Source organism: Spirosoma gilvum (assembly GCF_054776815.1).
The window spans coordinates 645,774-663,875 of record NZ_BAAHBH010000003.1; the positions used below are offsets into that span (position 1 = coordinate 645,774).

Annotated in this window: 11 protein-coding genes; 9 read left to right on the forward strand and 2 right to left on the reverse strand. The window is 50.9% G+C overall.

The genetic code is table 11. The features are described 5' to 3' along the window. Nucleotides 1-16 precede the first annotated feature (16 nt). The 6 genes from ACYVFD_RS10955 (at nucleotide 17) to ACYVFD_RS10980 (ending at nucleotide 11,229) form a co-directional block, all read left to right on the forward strand. Nucleotides 17-3,073, forward strand: a complete 3,057-nt coding sequence (locus ACYVFD_RS10955) for a SusC/RagA family TonB-linked outer membrane protein (protein WP_461090056.1) — start codon at nucleotides 17-19, stop codon at nucleotides 3,071-3,073. Nucleotides 3,074-3,168: 95 nt separating this feature from the next. Next, on the forward strand, nucleotides 3,169-4,644 hold the full coding sequence (locus ACYVFD_RS10960; protein WP_461090057.1) for a RagB/SusD family nutrient uptake outer membrane protein: 1,476 nt from the start codon (nucleotides 3,169-3,171) through the stop codon (nucleotides 4,642-4,644). Between the two features lie 56 nt (nucleotides 4,645-4,700). Continuing rightward, nucleotides 4,701-5,882, forward strand: a complete 1,182-nt coding sequence (locus ACYVFD_RS10965) for a hypothetical protein (RefSeq protein ID WP_461090058.1) — start codon at nucleotides 4,701-4,703, stop codon at nucleotides 5,880-5,882. A gap of 1 nt (nucleotide 5,883) precedes the next feature. Further along, nucleotides 5,884-7,689 carry an FAD-dependent oxidoreductase gene (locus tag ACYVFD_RS10970; RefSeq protein WP_461090059.1) on the forward strand — a complete coding sequence of 602 codons (1,806 nt, stop codon included), beginning with the start codon at nucleotides 5,884-5,886 and terminating at the stop codon, nucleotides 7,687-7,689. Continuing rightward, nucleotides 7,661-8,662: an FAD:protein FMN transferase gene (locus ACYVFD_RS10975; RefSeq protein ID WP_461090060.1), complete on the forward strand. Its 1,002-nt coding sequence runs from the start codon at nucleotides 7,661-7,663 to the stop codon at nucleotides 8,660-8,662. Before ACYVFD_RS10970 ends, ACYVFD_RS10975 begins: the two co-directional genes overlap by 29 nt. A gap of 47 nt (nucleotides 8,663-8,709) precedes the next feature. Further along, nucleotides 8,710-11,229 (forward strand): glycerophosphoryl diester phosphodiesterase, encoded by a 2,520-nt coding sequence (locus tag ACYVFD_RS10980; RefSeq protein ID WP_461090061.1) that lies wholly within the window; start codon nucleotides 8,710-8,712, stop codon nucleotides 11,227-11,229. Between the two features lie 13 nt (nucleotides 11,230-11,242). Here the strand turns inward: ACYVFD_RS10980 and ACYVFD_RS10985 are convergent, their stop codons facing one another. Both ACYVFD_RS10985 and ACYVFD_RS10990 read right to left on the reverse strand, forming a co-directional pair. Continuing rightward, complete coding sequence (locus ACYVFD_RS10985) at nucleotides 11,243-11,419, reverse strand: hypothetical protein (RefSeq protein ID WP_461090062.1); 177 nt, start codon at nucleotides 11,417-11,419, stop codon at nucleotides 11,243-11,245. Between the two features lie 23 nt (nucleotides 11,420-11,442). Continuing rightward, on the reverse strand, nucleotides 11,443-11,883 hold the full coding sequence (locus ACYVFD_RS10990; RefSeq protein ID WP_461090063.1) for a DUF6934 family protein: 441 nt from the start codon (nucleotides 11,881-11,883) through the stop codon (nucleotides 11,443-11,445). Nucleotides 11,884-11,932: 49 nt separating this feature from the next. Between ACYVFD_RS10990 and ACYVFD_RS10995 the strand changes: the two genes are divergently transcribed. From ACYVFD_RS10995 to ACYVFD_RS11005, 3 genes are all read left to right on the forward strand, one after another. Next, on the forward strand, nucleotides 11,933-13,657 hold the full coding sequence (locus tag ACYVFD_RS10995; protein WP_461090064.1) for a sodium:solute symporter family protein: 1,725 nt from the start codon (nucleotides 11,933-11,935) through the stop codon (nucleotides 13,655-13,657). 69 nt (nucleotides 13,658-13,726) lie between these two features. Further along, on the forward strand, nucleotides 13,727-15,775 hold the full coding sequence (locus tag ACYVFD_RS11000; protein WP_461090065.1) for a glycoside hydrolase family 2 protein: 2,049 nt from the start codon (nucleotides 13,727-13,729) through the stop codon (nucleotides 15,773-15,775). Beyond that, nucleotides 15,753-18,044 carry an FAD-dependent oxidoreductase gene (locus tag ACYVFD_RS11005; RefSeq protein ID WP_461090066.1) on the forward strand — a complete coding sequence of 764 codons (2,292 nt, stop codon included), beginning with the start codon at nucleotides 15,753-15,755 and terminating at the stop codon, nucleotides 18,042-18,044. Before ACYVFD_RS11000 ends, ACYVFD_RS11005 begins: the two co-directional genes overlap by 23 nt. The last annotated feature ends 58 nt before the right edge of the window (nucleotides 18,045-18,102 follow it).

The following is an 18,102-nucleotide window of genomic DNA, read 5'->3' on the forward strand; positions in this document are numbered from 1 at the left end:
GCAGGCTGCTTAATCAATGAAATCTATTCTACTACTACGAACTACGATTGGGCTATTTTGTCTGATGCTGGTCACGCTGGCGGGTTATACCCAATCATCCCGAACCACGACCGTGAGTGGACGAGTGACCGATGCCACAACCAACGGAGGTCTTCCAGGCGTCAACGTCCTGGTGAAAGGAACCCAGCAGGGAACCACAACGAACGCCAATGGTCAGTATTCGCTGACAGTACCGTCGGGTACAGCTACCCTTACCTTCTCGTATATTGGGTTTGTCCCGCAGGAGGTGGCGATTGCCAATCGGTCTACCGTTGATATTACCTTGCAGTCCGACGACCGTTCGCTGAATGAAGTGGTTGTGGTCGGCTACGGTACCCAGCGTAAGGTTGAAACCACCGGTGCCATTGCTTCGGTAAAGTCGGCCGAGCTGGTACAAACACCGGTTGCCAACGTAGCCCAGGGCTTGCAGGCGCGTGTCGCCGGGGTACAGGTTAGTCAGAACACCGGTGCGCCAGGCGGAAACATCAGCGTTCGGATTCGGGGTACAAACTCCATTAATGGTAATTCGGAGCCACTGTATGTAGTGGATGGTATCCAGATTTCGAATGGTAGCAACAACAGCAGCGAAATCAATAATGTGAGCCCGTTGTCTACCATCAATCCGAACGATATTGAGTCGGTCGAAATTTTGAAAGATGCTTCTGCATCAGCTATTTATGGGTCACGGGCGGCTAATGGCGTGGTGCTGATCACGACTAAGCGGGGTAAAACAGGGGCTACCCGCGTAACCCTCGACAGCTATTACGGCGTGCAGAAAGTAAATAAGACACTGGATCTGCTGAATGCTGCTGAGTTTGCCCAGGTAGAAAACGAGACCTTTAAAAATAACTACTACCCGAATCCAGCGTCGCTGGGCGAAGGAACCGATTGGCAGAAGATCATTTTCCGGGAGGCACCCATTCAGAGCCACCAGTTGTCGATTAACGGAGGGTCAGAGAAAACTCAACTGGCCCTTTCGGCTAACTACTTCAATCAGGACGGGATTATCATCAACTCCAATTTCAAACGTTATTCTTACCGCCTGAATGTCGATCATCGGATTAGCGACCGCGTGAAGATTGGCACCAGTATTTTAGGGAGTTATGTTGTTAACTCAGGTGTAACAACTGGTAACCAGTCTATTGGCGACGCAGGTGTAGTAACTGGTAGCGTATTGGGGGCTGCTGTTGGGGCACCACCTACGCTACAACCGTACCGAACCGACGGCACCATTTTCCCATTCGGTGAACAGGCAAATGGGCAATATCGGGAGGTTATCAACCCGCTGAATTACACCGCCATCCTAAACCAAACCGCTATTCGACGAACACTGGCTAATATATACGGAGAGGCCAACCTGCTGAAAGGACTTACCTACCGGGCTTCGTTCAACGTCGATATGCAGAATAGCATTCGGGATACGTATTCGCCCCGTTCGATTGTCAACAAATCGGATTTGAATGACAACTCGGGGTCGGGGTCGAAAACGAATGCCAATAACCTGGCGCTACTGCACGAAAGTATCCTGACCTACAATCACACCTTTGCGCAGGTTCATTCGTTCAAGGCTACGGCGGTATTTGCCACTCAGGTAGAAAACTATAATCAGAACATTATTAACGCCACTGGCTTCCCGAATGATGCCACTCAGAACGAAGCGGTCCAACTGGCGCTTAACCGCACGGTGAGCAGCTTCCGCTCGACACAGCGACTGGATTCCTACCTGGGTCGGATCAACTACGGGTTTAAAGACAAATATTTTCTGGACCTGACCGCTCGGGTGGATGGATCGAGCCGGTTTGGTGCGAACCACAAATACGGTTTGTTTCCAGCGGCATCGGCTGGCTGGCGGATCATCGAAGAACCGTTTGTGAAATCGGTTAGCTGGCTTTCTGATTTAAAACTGCGAGCCAGCTATGGTATTACCGGAAATGCTGCGGGTATCGACCCCTACCAGTCATTGGCAACGGTTTCGGCTTCGGGTAGCGATTACAACATCAACCACGCCTATGCAACGGGTATCAACCCGTCCGGGATTGCAAACCCCGATCTGCGCTGGGAGCGTTCGGCTCAGGCTGATATTGGCCTTGATGTCGGCTTTCTGAACAACCGGATCAGTCTGATCATGGATGTGTATCAGAAAACAACCAAAGATTTGCTGTACGTAAAAACGCTGCCCTTAAGCTCTGGCTACGGAACGATCGTCGGCAACTATGCTTCCCTCGAAAACAAAGGGCTTGAACTGGCCGTTAACGCACGTATTCTGGATGGTCCGCTGAAGTGGAGCGTTTCGGGAAATATGACCTTCAACCGCAACAAACTGCTGGATCTGGATGGGGGTACGACCCAGGAGCGATTCGTTACATCCTATTCGGTTCTGCAAGTGGGTAGCCCACTTGGTCTGTTTAAAACCTACGTTTTTGATGGGGTTAACCAAACGGGAGAAGCTATTTTGCCCGGTTATGGTGGTACGTTAGGCAGTCAGAAAGTAAAAGACATCAACGGCGATGGTACCATTTCGGCTGCCGATCAGATCATCACCGGTAATCCAAACCCAAACTTTATTTACGGCTTCTCGACCAATCTGTCCTTCAAAGGATTTGACTTCAGCGCCTTTCTGTCGGGTTCGCAGGGTAATGATATTTACAACGCCAGCCGCCTTTCGTTCACCCTGCCATTGGGGCAACGCAATATGCTGAAAGGGGTTGTGAATCGGTGGACGCCAACGAACCCAAGCACCGAATATCCTGCCCCAGCGCAGGGTGGCCGTATGCCGGTGAGTAACTACGTAGTGGAAGATGGCTCATACCTGCGCTGCAAAAACGTGACGCTGGGCTATAGCCTTCCCCGCATCAAAGGCATTCAGCAAATTCGGGTGTACGTAAGCGCCAATAACCTTTTTACGATCACCAAGTACAGTGGCTTCGATCCAGAGGTAAACACCTATGCCGGGTCGAACACCGCTATTGGTATCGACAACCTCGTCTATCCACAGGCTAAATCATTCTTAGGTGGTTTGCAGGTCACATTCTAATGATTGAATGAGTGAATGATAGAATTATTGAATAGGCTGACGCCAACGTTTTTTATTCTATCATTCACTCATTCAACAATTCTATCATTGAACTAATGAAAAAAATCCTTATCCCTATACTCGCGGCCCTTTGCGTGGCAGGCTGCAAACTGGACGAAACAATTTATTCGTCTATCTATACCGAAGCGTTTTACAAAACGGCGGCTGATGCAGAGAAAGGGCTGATTGCCGCTTATGATCCGGTGGCCGATCTGTACAGTGGTCCGGCGATGACGCTGGTGCCTGACTTCAGCGACGACCAAACGTATCCGCGTGGTGTGGTTGGTCGTAATACGCTGACCCTGTTCTCTTACGACGTCAATTACACCGTACAGAAGAGCAATTCCCGAACCAATGAATCACCCCAGCAAATCTGGGCGTCGAGTTACGATGGCATCGAAAAAACCAACTGGATCATTGCCAAAGTGCCTGCTGCTGTGATGGATGAAACCCGTAAGAAGCAGATCATCGGCGAAGCCTATTACCTGCGGGCGTTTTACCTGTGGGCACTGACCAAAAATTTCGGTGATGTTGTCATTAAAACGACGCCAAGCTCTTCGGAAGCGGCTGCCGTAGTCGGTAAAAGTCCTAAAGCTGAGGTATATAAGCAAATCTACAGCGATCTGGATCAGGCATTTGCCGCCGGACTTCCCTCGTACCCAGCCGTTGATAAGGGTCGTCCGTCGAAAGAAGTAGTGAATGCCTTGTATGCGAAAGCCGCTCTGTACAACGAGGATTGGGCGAAAGCACTTGAAAAAGCTCAGGCAGTCATTACTTCTGGAAAGTATGCGTTAATGCCCGATGTGCGCAATGTGTACAAATACGACCAGGAAGATGCCGCGCGGATTGAGAACATGTGGGCCTATGAAGTTGATCCGATCTCGCCCGGCCGATCGCACCAGTTGACGGGCCTTTGTGGGCCTCCGGGTAGTGCAGGCGCTGACTATGGCCGAACAACGTTCGGATCGATGTTTGCCTACATGTCGTTTTTCAATTCCTTTAACCCGGCTGATAAACGGCGTCAGCTACTCGATACGAACTACGTGGATCGGAGTGGGAAGATCGTGCCCCAAAAGAATATTACACCCATCACGACCGATGCTGTGCTAATTAAAAAATATCAAGACCCGAACACCACGACGGGTATGATTTGCAACATTCCCATCCTGCGTCTGGCCGATATGTACCTGATTGCTGCCGAAGCCGAAGCTCGGTTGAACGGCGCAACGCCAACCGCATACGGGTATATCAATACTGTTCGAAAGCGGGCTGGTTTACCCGACCTGCAAACGGGCTTATCGAAAGATGCCTTCGTCGATGCGGTTATTCAGGAGCGGGCCTGGGAGTTCTTTGCTGAAGGCGACCGCTGGTATGATCTGACGCGTACGGGCAAATACCTGACGGTGATTCCAAAAGCTGTTAACAGTGTCTATCCAAGTCGCCCGGTTACGGCTAAGAATAAGTATTTCCCAATCCCGCAGGATGAATTGAACGCCAATCTGAAACTGGAGCAAAACCCCGACTGGAAATAAAGAGTGATTGAGCGAAAGAGCGACCGCCAGAGCGATAAAAAACTTGAATACGAACGATGAGCTTTTTGACTGATTATAGGCTGTTAACGTACTGTAGATACAGAAGTTCAGTAGCTATTCGGCCCTTTGTCGTTCATGCCCTCGTTTTCGCTCTTTCGCTCATTCACTCGTTCGCTCATTCACTTCATACGGATCCGGGAAAAATTCGTGAGTTTACAATCCGCGAAAACGATACCACTACGTACACGCTGAAACTGGCGTTGGATGAGGCTGGGCAGCCGGTGTATTTCTTCCGAAACGTGTTTACGCCGGTTTGCCTGACGGGCGAATGTAAACCGGTGTATATCAATTTTTACTGGGACTTGCTCGGCAACTACACCCGCTATGATTTGCCACCCCGCGAGGTACTGACCAAAATGGACCATGAAGAGTTTAAGCCAGCCGATTACGAAAAGTTACGCGACATCCTCGACAATCCAAATTCTATTCTGAAGGATGTCGCCATGAATGACCTGATCGGGAAGGGGACCGAAAATCTGGCCGATTCGGTGGATGCCAAAGCGGGAGCTACGCTAAAAACGATTAAAAATGAGGTGATCGAGGGCGCTGTCTATACGTGCTATACCCTCTGGCACATCGCTCACGGATCGGTAGTAGCTGAGATTCGGCGCATCACGGAAACCTATCAGGACGATGCGTTATGGCACCGCTTTCTGGCCAGTACCAATCACCATTATCAGTATTGGGCTATGGAGCGGGTGATTACACCAACGGGTGATATCTATACTGATTTCAAACCGGATATTCTGAACGTGATCGAAGGGAAAAACCTGTTTACAGCCCGATACGCGTTACAAAAAATGTCGGACCGGTTCCTGCTTAGCGACACGCAGCAAACCTGGTTGTGGCAAACGTATCAGAAAGCCGGGTATGTGCTTCAGATGGCTATTCTGAAAAAACTGACCACCATTCCATTCCGTCCTGTATTGACCAGTGCCGTTGCTCAGGAATTGCCGAAAGCCAATCAGGAGCAATCGGCCATGATGCTTAAACTGCTGTCGGCCCAGCCTAAACTGGACGATAAAACGCAACAGGTACTGGCCCTGCAACTCGACAGCCCAAACGAGGAGTATGCGACCGATGTGTATCGAACGCTGGCCCGGTTCCACCCGAAAAATGAGGCCGTCAGAAAGCGAATGAAAGCCTTCGAATCAACCGTTATGCAAACCAACAAGTAAGATGAAAACAGGTTTCAATATGCTGGTTTTTCTGCTGCTATCGCTGGCATCGTTAGCGCAGGAGACTATTTTTCTGGAGACAGAATCGTTCGAAAATAAAGGTGGCTGGGTTATCGATCAGCAGTCGTTTGTGGTTCAGGGGTCTTCTTTCCTGATGGCGCACGGTATGGGTCGGCCGGTAAAAGATGCGACCACTACGGTTCGTTTTCCCAAAAAAGGGAAATACCAGATTTGGGTACGTACCAAAGACTGGGCACCATTTCCGAAAGGGCCGGGTAAGTTTCAGGTGAAGCTCGACAACCAGGCGTTACCAATGACGTTTGGTGAAAGCGGGTCCGACGAATGGAAATGGTATTATGGTGGAGAAACAGCCGTGCAGAATGAGCAGGTTACAGTAGCCTTACACGATCTGACGGGCTTCAATGGCCGTTGCGATGCCATCCTGTTTACTAATGCGCCCAAATTCACTCCCCCCAATAAACTGGCCGATCTGAACGCGTTTCGCAACAAACTCCTGAACCTGACGGGTACTACCGCCAACGCGGGTCACTTCGATCTGGTGGTTGTGGGCGGTGGTATTGCCGGAACCTGCGCAGCCATATCGGCCGCCCGGATGGGATTGAAAGTGGCACTGATTCAGGACCGCCCGTTATTAGGCGGCAACAATAGTTCAGAGGTTCGGGTACACCTGAGGGGCGAAACCGACCAGAATCATTACCCTAAACTGGGGCGTATTGTTCGGGAAATGGACAACGGCGATCCGGGCAATGGCAATCCGAACGGAAATGAATACGGTGATGCCCGGAAAATTGCCATTGTGAAGGCCGAGCGAAACATCACGCTGTTCCTGAACACCCACGTATACAAGGCCGAAAAAGACAAGGATAAAGTAGTAGCCGTGGTAGGCCGGGATATTGCGACCAACAAAGAAACGCGTTTTGAAGGTACCTACTTTGCCGACTGTACGGGCGATGGAACCGTTGGCTATCTGGTGGGCGCTGATCTGCGGTTCGGTCGGGAGAGCAAAGCCGAAACCGGGGAGTCATTAGCGTCCGAAAAGGCGGATGATTTTACGCTGGGTACGTCCAATCTATGGGCATCGCTGGAACGCGACACCGTTTCTTCATTCCCCGAAGTGCCCTGGGCCTTGCCGTTTTCGGACGAATACCACATCGACGAAGCCCGTTCCGACTGGCAGTGGGAAACTGGTTTTGGGAATTACAACACCATCACCGATGCCGAAAAAATTCGTGATCATAACCTGCGGGCCATCTACGGAAACTGGTCGTACCTGAAAACGAATAAGAAAGAGAAATACGGCAAGCGTGAACTGGCCTGGGTTGCTTACATCGGTGGCAAACGCGAATCCCGACGACTGATTGGCGACCATATTCTGAATCAGATGGACATTCAGGAGGGTAAACAGTATCCCGACGGAACCGTAACTGCCACATGGACCATCGACCTGCATTTTCCCGACCCGAAGAATAGTAAGTATTTTGAAGGACAGGAGTTTTTTGCCGGGACGAAGCACATTAAAGTGGCACCGTATACCATTCCGTATCGTTGTCTGTATTCCCGCAACATTTCGAATCTGTTTATGGCCGGGCGCAACATCAGCACTACGCACGTTGCTTTTGGTAGCACGCGTGTAATGCGTACCTGTGGTATGATGGGCGAAGTGGTTGGGTATGCATCGTACGTTGCTAAGAAATATAGTACATCACCTCGGGGCGTATATCAGGAGCACTTGCCGGAATTTATGGCGATCATTAAAGATGAACCAACAACGGCGAGTAAGCCATAACGGGTCCCGGATTCTCCTTTGGCTGACGGTAGCGATTTCGGTTTCGAATGCTAAGGCGCAATGGCCAATGGTTAGTGTGCAGGGAGAAGCGCAGGGTACCACGTATCATGTAAAATACAGAGATGCACAGCAACGCAATCTGAAGAAAGAAATCGATTCGTTGCTGTTGGAAATTGATAAATGCCTGTCGCTGTACCGACCCGATTCCGAGTTGTCACAATTCAATCGGGGGAGTTCGCATCGGTTTCAGCGGCCTTATTTCTATCCGGTACTGACAAAATCGGAAGCGATATTTCGGGCAACGAAGGGTGCTTTCGACCCGACGGTATTGCCACTAGTTGAAGCGTACGGATTTGGGCCTAAAAAGCCAGCGCCGACCGACGTTATTAACGTGGATTCACTACTGCAATGGGTCGGCTTCGAGCAGATCGTGTTCGACTCCATGTCGGTCCGAAAGCAGAAACCGAATGTACGGTTGGATTTCAACGGGATTGCACAGGGATATTCGGTCGATTTGGTCGCCAGACTGCTGGACACGCATGGAATTGAGCAATATATGGTAGAAATCGGTGGTGAAATTCGGACGAAAGGGCAGAAAGATAAGGCACAACCTTGGGTAGTAGGAATCGATAATCCGCTACATCCCAACCAATTGCAGATAAAGGTGAAGCTAACTGACCGGGCTATGACCACTGCCGGAAACTATCGTAACCAATACCAGGCAGATGGGCAGGTATATAGCCATATTATCAACCCCAAAACGGGTGAGATGGAGCAAGGCTCAGTCCTTAGCGTAACGGTATTTGCGGCCGATGCCATCACCGCCGACGGGTACGATACCGCGTTTATGGTGATGGGCATGGAAAAGACGAAGCGATTTCTGGAACAGCATAAAGAACTGGATGCCTACATTATTTACGCTGAAAATGGGCAGCTAAAAACGTTTGCAACCGCTGGATTAACGGACTTATAATCGTTGATACCAAGCGATCAGGTTAATGACAATAAACATAGAACATAATGCCGCTTAAAGGTCTTTTTATTTTTCTGACACTAACCGTTCTCCGGGTTCAGGCACAATCGTCCCAAACGTTGTCGCTGGCCAATGACCGGATAAAAATTGACTGGCAGTCGTCTGCAAAAGGCTGGACGATTCGACAGGTATCGGTTCGAAAAGGCAATTCGTGGGCTACTATGCCCACACCATCCGGTGAAAACACCTTGCTCTATACCGCCGAAAAACCGTCCGATAAGCCGGATACGACGTTTCGGGATATTACGGGAGCGGTTTTTCCGGGTGAAAAATACCATTATCAGCAAGAGCAGTGGGCCGAAAGTACCAATCCGGTTTCCCTGAACAAGGCCGGGCAGGCTTTCTATTTCTTTCCGAAAGAGGCAAAGCAGACGAGTAAAAATAATCTTCAGTTTCAGCAGGAAACCGACGTGGCCACGATTCGTACCGAGTGGTCATTCGATCCGAAGTTTGGGTCTGACGTGATTGTTAAGCAAACGGTTACACCCAAAAAAGACGGGTATTTCTCGCTGGCCAGCCCGACACTAGCCACATTGACCGAGCAAAATCTGGCCTGGGCAACCATACCGGGGTATTTTCAGGGCAATGCCTTTCAGAAAAACTTCGCGCTGGCCTATGCCTACGGACATGGTATTCCGACCTTGCCCGCTATCTATCGCGAACGCTGCGCCAGTACCCTTTGCCCCATGCTAACAGGAAAAAATGGCATTACCCTCTCGGTGATTCCCGAACCTGGCCTGGCCCGCGACCCTTGGGCGGTCGATAAAAGCACGCAGACAACCTGGAACATTGGTCTGTCGCACATGAACCGCAAGGCACAACTGTCGCCAACGTTGTACTACCCGATTCTGGGTGAGCCGAAGTCGGCCCTGAAAGCTGGAGAGAGCGTAACCTATACCTTTCGGTACAGCCTGACCGATGGCGATTGGTTTAAAGCCCTGAACCATGCCGTGTACGACATCTATCGGTTTAAAGAGACCCTGGCCCTGCGGCAAAGCAAACAGTCGCTGACCGGCCGCATCCAGAAAATGCATCATTACCTGACCGATCCCAAAACGTCGATGTGGAACATTGAGGAGTTTGAAGGCAAAAAGATCGGGGCGCAGTCGTATCTGGGTGGGGTGGTCGGTTCCAACAAAGACGCCATGAAAAACTCTGATTACGGTGCCATGTGGATGCTGGCCAATGCGACAAAAGACCCACTGCTGACCCAAAACGTATTACCCTATGCATTGAACTTTAAACTAGCGCAACAGGAGACGGGAAACAACTTTTTCAAGGGTGCTGTAGAAGGACAATACTATCTAGCCAAGTCCAAAAAGTTTGTGGAGGAATGGGGCGAAGTGGTCGAACCGATTGCGCTGACCTACTACACCATGCTCGATATGGGCAACATGCTCCTGTTTGAACCCACGAATACCGAGCTGAAAGAACGTCTACGCTTCGGGGCCGATCGGCTGATGGATTGGCAAAAGCCCGATGGGCACTGGGCCGTTGCCTATGATCGACATACCGAAAAGGAAATCTTTAAAGACATTCAGGACGTTCGACCAACATTCTACGGACTGATCGTGGCGTATCGGCTGCTGAACGATCCGAAATACCTGGCTGCTGCCCGAAAAGGAGCCGACTGGTTCTTGAAAAATGCCATCGAAACGGGCAGTTTCCTGGGTGTTTGCGGAGACGCTCGATACGCGCCTGATTTTGCTACAGGTCAATCCGCACAGGCGCTGCTGGATTTATACGACCTGACCAAAGACACCCGCTACCGGAATGGCGCCATCAAAGCTGCCAAAATCTATACGACTTCTATCTACACCCATCCCATTGCCAATCAGATCGTAAAAACTGTCAACGGCGTACAGCGTGAAGATTGGGAGATCAGCCAGACGGGCTTAAGTTTTGAACACGGGGGTATTTTCGGATCGGCCAACCGGTCGGGACCGATTCAGTTGTGTAGCCATGCGGGCTTATTCATCCGCATGTACGCCCTGACGAAAGAGCCCATTTTTGCCGATATGGCGCGGGCAGGGGCTATCGGGCGGGATGCCTTTGTGGATGCTAAAACGAGCGTTGCTTCCTATTACTGGAACGCCATGAATCGGGGTGCCGGACCTTACCCACACCACGCCTGGTGGCAAGTTGGCTGGCTGACCGATTATCTACTGGCCGAAGCTGAACTGCGGTCGGGGGGTAAGGTGACGTTTCCACGCGGGTTTGTTACGCCTAAAGTGGGGCCGCACCAAACCTATGGCTTTGCTCCGGGAACGGTGAATGGTGAAAAAGCCAATCTGGTCATCGACGAAAATCTGGTTACGATTGACAATCCATCCATCGATCACATCCTGGCGAAATCCGTGCAGAGCGGTAAGCTGTTCGTCGTGTTGCTGAATAACCGGGCGCAGTCAAGCGATTTTACGGTGACGGCTAAAAACGGAAAGCCGATGAAAAAGCAGCTACCTGCCTTCGGTATCGACGTGATGACCCTAAACGATAAAGGATTATAACTTCAACTATGAACTATTCCTTTTTTGTGGCAAACGACTTCCGGCTTTTGAACTCTTCAGGAAGTCCGACTCGTTCGATAAAGGCTTTATTATCGGCAATCTTGTCAGCAAACGGTTCACAACCGTCTTTACCTTTCAGAATCCGCTTCGGCACAACCCTAGGAGGTGTTGGTTCTTTGGTCGCATTCATAGCTGTACTTATTGCTGTTATACTCATTTTTTTCGAATCAGGAATGATTCATAAGGGCGGTTAGATTGAAATCCTTCCCAAGAATCACTGTAGTAACCAAACATAATAAAATAATTCAATAGTTCCTCTCTCGCCCGGTTAATAGCCATGCGATAAAGCCGATTTCGAGATGGAGAATTACCTCTAAATAAGACAGTAGACGCAGGATGGTCAGACAAAAATTGGTGAGTGATTTGGAATATAGTAGCTAGAATAAGAGGCATATCGCCATTATCGCTGACTGATTGATCGTCGATTTCGGCCGTGCCAGACTTAACATCGCCTAAAGCCAAATTGTAAATGGCAGGGGTACTGATCAAGCTGAAAATAACCACTTTCTGAATCAGACCTTTGGGACCAACGCTTTCGAAGAAAAACTGAGCGGCATCTGGTGTCTGGTTAAATGAATAGGACGGGTACTCCACAGTTATGGATATTTTATACGATTGCAAATAAACGAAAAACTAAATAAAGTTGAATACAGCCATCGATACGACCGTCATTGTCATTTTCTCGGCTTTTGTGCTGGGAATCGGTATGCTTTTCGCTCGGACAGGACGGAATCTGAAATCGTTCTTTGCGGGGGGCGAAGCCGTACCCTGGTTTATTGGCGGTCTCTCGCTGTTCATGAGTTTCTTCTCCGCCGGGACGTTCGTAGCCTGGGGCTCCATCGCCTACAAACACGGCTGGGTGGCCATTACCATCCAATGGACCATGTGTATCGGTGCCTTGGTGACGGGGCTGTATCTGGCTCCGCGCTGGAAGGCAACGGGGGCTTTGACGGCTGCTGAGTTTATCCGCGAACGGTTGGGTGCTACGGTACAGAAAGTCTACATATTCATTTTTACGCTGGTTTCGCTGTTTATCAAAGGCTCCGTGTTATACCCGGTCGCCAAGCTCGTCAGTTCGTCGCTGAACCTGCCTCTGGTTCCCTGCACGATTGGATTGGGACTGTTCATGATTGCCTACACGGCCGTAGGTGGGCTTTGGGCGGTGATGGTGACCGATATTTTGCAGTTTGTAGTCCTGTCGGCAGCGGTGTTCATCCTGCTCCCTTTATCGCTCGAAAAAGTAGGCGGTTTCGACAGTTTTACGCAACATGTTCCCGACGGCTTTTTCAACCTGCTTAACGGTGAATACACATTTGGCTTTGTAGCAGCTTTCGTCATCTATCACATTTGCTACATCGGTGGCAACTGGACCTTTGTGCAACGATATACCAGCGTCGATAGCCCAAAATCGGCCCGGAAAGTGGCGTTTCTATTTGCTGGCTTGTACCTCATCAGCCCGGTAATCTGGATGATGCCGCCCATGATTTATAAGGCGATCAACCCATCACTAACGGGGCTGGATACTGAAAACGCCTACCTTATGATCTGCAAATTGGTGTTACCGCCGGGCTTGCTGGGGCTGATGCTGACGGGTATGTATTTTTCAACTTCGGCCAGCGCTAATACCGCTCTGAATGTCGTGTCGGCGGTGTTTACCAACGACATCTACAAAGGCATCGTGAATCCGGCGGCATCGGACCGGCAACTGATTCGGGTGGCGCGGGGTTCGTCGTGGGTGTTTGGTCTGGGTATGATCGCTATTGCCCTACTGGTTCCGGCTGCGGGGGGCATTGTCGAAGTGGTGCTTAGTATCTCGTCCATTTCGGGCGGTCCATTGCTGGCTCCACCACTGTGGGCATTATTCTCAAAACGACTGACCAGCCGGACAACACTCTGGGTTACGGGTATCAGCCTGACCGTCAATCTGTTCTTTAAAGTGCTGTCGCCCTTGCTGCTTGATTTTAAACTGACCCGTGCGGCTGAAACCATCATCGGAGTAGGCTTGCCGTTGCTGCTTCTGCTGGGCTACGAATTATGGGCGCGGTCGAAGGATCAGATTGCTGATGAATACTCCCGATACCTGATTGCCCGGCAGCAAAAACGCGACGAAGCGCAGGCCGAATCGCCCGAAGAGTTACTGGAAGTTCGGAAACAAAATCGCTTTGGCTTACAGGTTATTGCCGGGGCTTTGGTTTTTACTGCCCTGATGCTGTTTGGGCTGAGTGCGCTGGCGACGATGGGTGGTAGCATTACGGCGGGTATTGGTGTAGTTATTCTATTCGCTGCCCTCATTCCCTGGCGAGCGGCTCAACAAGTACAATTATCGGATGAGGAGCCAACAAAGAAACTCGTCGATTCGAATAACTAGTAAACACGATCAATCATTCTATTCAACAATACACTAAAGCATATCGGATCGACGAACTGCTTTTACCTCATGACTTACCTACGAAACGTTCTGATTGCCTTATTAGTTGGCGCGCTGACTCTCTCTGTCAATGCCCAGTATACCATTCGTGACCCCAAAGCGATTCCGTTACATGGCGAATGGGTGTTTTGTATGGACCCCATGGCCGTAGGCGAAACGAACAAATGGTACCGGGAGGATTTTCCAACGGGTAGCCTGGACAAAGTGATCGTACCGCACTGCTTTTCGACCGATCCGCGCTATCAGTTTTATACTGGAACGGCCTGGTACCGCCGGACTTTCCCTTGGAAACCAACGTCGGGTAAACGGGTGCTACTCCATTTCGATGCGTCGTATTATGAAACAACGGTCTGGCTGAACGGGCAAAAAGTAGGCACCCACGAAGGTGGTTATACCCCGTTCCATTTCGACATTACCTCGTACCTGAAAGCAGATAACAATACCCTGGCGGTATCGGTCAATAACAATACATGGCGGGTAGGTACAGTGCCTGGGGCAAAGGACAACGGTCAGCCAAATGACCCGTTTCCCGGCTGGATCAACTACGGTGGACTTATTCGCCCGGTGTACCTGACCGTCGAGCCCGAGGTTTATGTCGAAAACATAAAAACAGAAGCCATTCCCGACCTGGCCAAAAATACGGCTACACTCAAGATAAAAGCCCGTGTTCGTAATGCAACAGGGCAACCCGTGACGCCTAAACTAGCCTATCGGGTGATGCAGAACGGGAAGGCCCTTCCACTAACCTGGAAGCAGACAGCAGGTGGTGTTGGGGCCAATCAAACGACAGTACTGGAAGCTGAAACGGCGCTGAAATCCGGCGATGTAAAGCTCTGGAGTATCGACCAGCCAAATCTGTATGACGTACAGGTAATTGCCGCTACAGATACGGTTCAGGCTCACGTTGGCATTCGGAAGGTGGAGGTGCGGAATACTCAATTACTGCTCAACGGACAGCCCATCAAAGTAGCCGGAGGGAACCGCGTCGTTGATTATCCAGGGCTGGGTTCGCTGGAGCCGGACTGGCTGGTCGAGAAAGATATGCGGTTGATGAAAGAAACTGGCATGGAACTCCATCGACTGACCCATTACACACCATCCGAAACCGTCTACGACTGGGCCGACCGAAACGGGATGCTCATCATTGCCGAAGCCGGTAACTGGCAGTTGACACCCCGCGAGATGGACAACGATACCGTTCGGGCTAAGTTCCGGCAGCAATTTCGCGAGATGGTCGAGCGCGACTGGAACCACCCGTCGGTGATTGCCTACAGTGTGGGGAACGAATACCTGTCAGAGCAACCCGCCGGTCAGCGGTGGACCAAAGACATGATCGCCTATGCCCGCGAACTTGACCCGACGCGCTTGTACACCTTTGCGTCGATGCGGTTAAATGCACTTCCCAAAAAGCCCGAAGATGAGGCCAGTCAGTACTGCGATTTTGTGTCGACCAATACCTATGGCAACCACCTGAATGTGCTGAAACATATTCATTCGCTTTACCCCGATAAGCCCATTTTTATCAGCGAATACGGCACCCGTGCTGATGGCAAGGATGGCGAAGCCGGGCAGGTGGCACATATCGAAAAATTTCTGGCCGATATACGGCAGCTACCGTATGTCGTGGGTGCGTCGTGGTGGTCGTTCAATGATTACCTGAGTCGGCACAACGGGACCAACCCCGACGGTACACGTCCGTGGGGACTGGTGCGGGGAGATCGCTCAAAACGTCCGTTGTACAAAGCGCATCAGATGGGTATGGCTCCGGTTGTGCTTGAAAAAGTAGGCTGGGAGCCAGGGCCGGAAGGCGTTCACTCGCTCAAACTTCGGGTAATGGCCCGCAACGACTTTCCGGCCTATGCGCTGAAGAACTACGTCGTCAAAACACCTGTATTGACGATTCCAATTCCCGACCTGCAACCGGGTCAGCAAGCTGATCTGACGATCCCGGTGCGTGGCTTCGACAAAACGTTAACCGTGGACATTGTGAAACCCACGGGCTTTTCAATTCTCACACAAACCTTCGATTTAAAAAATGATACGCGAACAGGCAACTGATAAACGTACCCCAAAAACGATTCACCATAGTGCTGATTTGGTTGTGACGGGCGGTGGATTAGCGGGCGTATGTTGCGCCATTACAGCGGCCCGGGCGGGTATCCGCGTGATTCTGGTTCAGGATCGACCCGTACTGGGTGGGAATTCGTCGTCGGAAGTGCGGCTTTGGGTACTGGGGGCTACCTCGCATATGGGCAACAACAACCGCTGGGCGCGGGAGGGCGGAGTGATAGACGAACTCCTGCTCGAAAACCTATACCGCAACCCCGAAGGGAATCCTCTTATTTTCGATACCATTCTGTTGGAGAAAGTGGTGTCTGAGCCGAACATTACGTTGCTGCTCAATACGATGGTGTATGAAGTAGAGAAATCAGCACCTGATACGATAAGCAGTCTGAAAGCCTATTGCAGTCAGAATAGTACGGCTTACGAACTGGTCGCTCCGTTGTTCTGTGATGCGTCGGGCGATGGCGTGGTCGGGTTTCAGTCGGGGGCCGCTTTCCGGATGGGGGCCGAAAGCCAGGAGGAATTTGGGGAGAAATTTGCCCCCACGGCCGAATATGGGGAGTTGCTGGGGCATTCGCTGTACTTCTACACGAAAGATACTGGCCGCCCCGTGCGATTTGTACCGCCTTCCTATGCGCTGGACGACATCACCAAAATTCCACGGTATCGCCGGTTCAATGCGCAGGAGTACGGTTGCCAGCTCTGGTGGATCGAGTACGGTGGTCGACTGGATACCGTTCACGATACCGAAGTCATTAAGTGGGAGCTTTGGAAAGTGGTCTATGGCGTTTGGAATTACATTAAAAACTCCGGCAAGTTCCCCGAAGCCGACACCATGACACTCGAATGGGTCGGTCAAATACCCGGCAAACGCGAAAGCCGCCGATTTGAAGGCGATTATATGCTTCGGCAGCAGGACGTAGTGGAACAGCGTTCGCATCCCGACGCGGTAGCCTTTGGCGGCTGGAGCATCGATCTGCACCCTGCCGATGGAGTTTTCTCCGAAAAACCGGGCTGTAATCAGTGGCACAGCAAAGGCATTTACCAGATCCCTTATCGGTGTTTGTATAGTCAGAATATCAGCAATCTGTTTCTGGCCGGGCGGATCATCAGTGCATCGCACGTCGCATTTGGGTCGTCGCGAGTGATGGCTACGGGGGCTCACGTTGCTCAGGCAGTAGGCATGGCGGCTTCGCTTTGTGCAAACGATAATCTGCTTCCCCGCGATTTAACGGCTCCTGACCGAATGCATACCTTACAACAGGAACTGCTGAAAGCAGGGCAGCACATACCCTGTTTGCATCTGCACGATAGCCAGGATTTAACGCAACAGGCTCAATTGACGGCTTCCAGCGAGTATGTTCTGACCGAATTACCGCCCAATGGCCCACTATTGCCGCTGACAGATTCAGCAGCGCAGATGCTACCCCTTCCAGCCGGACCTATTCCGCAACTGACAGCATTTGTAACGGCTGATCGGGATACAACCCTAACCGTTGAATTACGACGTAGCAGCAAACCATTTAACCACACTCCTGACATAACCCTCGAAACCCAGACGCTTTCACTACGAAAAGGTCGGCAGGAGGTTCAGTTGGCATTTACCAGTCAGCTCGATGAGCCGCAGTACGTGTTCCTGGTATTCCTGAAAAACCCCCATGTCCAGTTGCAATACAGTCAGGTACGTGTAACCGGGGTGCTTTCGGTATTTAATAAGACCAACCCGGCCGTATCGAACTACGGCAAGCAGGAGCCTACCGAGGATATTGGCGTCGATACGTTTGAGTTCTGGTGTCCCGAACGTCGGCCAGCCGGGCATAATATTGCGCTACGCATTGAGCCAGGGATTCAGTTGTTTGGTGTAGAAAATGTGCGAAACGGACTTCAGCGACCCCTTAGCCAGCCGAATGCCTGGCTAGCTGATCTAACCGATCCGAATCCAACGCTTACCTTAAACTGGCCTGAAAAAAAACGTATTCAGCAAGTCGAACTGTTTTTTGATTCCGACTACGACCATCCGCTCGAAACGGTGATCATGATTCATCCCGAAACGGCATCGCCTTTTTGTGTGAGTGATTATGTCCTCTGCAACGATCAGCAGGAACGTATTTTTACGGCGACCAACAACCACCAAAGTCATAATACCATCCGCTTCGATCCCGCCATTGAAACAAACAGCCTAACCGTGCATTTGAAACGCGTGAATGGCAATGGTGATACTAAAACCGTTCCGGCTGCTTTGCTGGAAGTTCGGTGCTATTAGTTTTTAACACCGCAAGGACGCAAAGGCGCAAGGTAAATTTCAACTCTTTGCGCCTTCG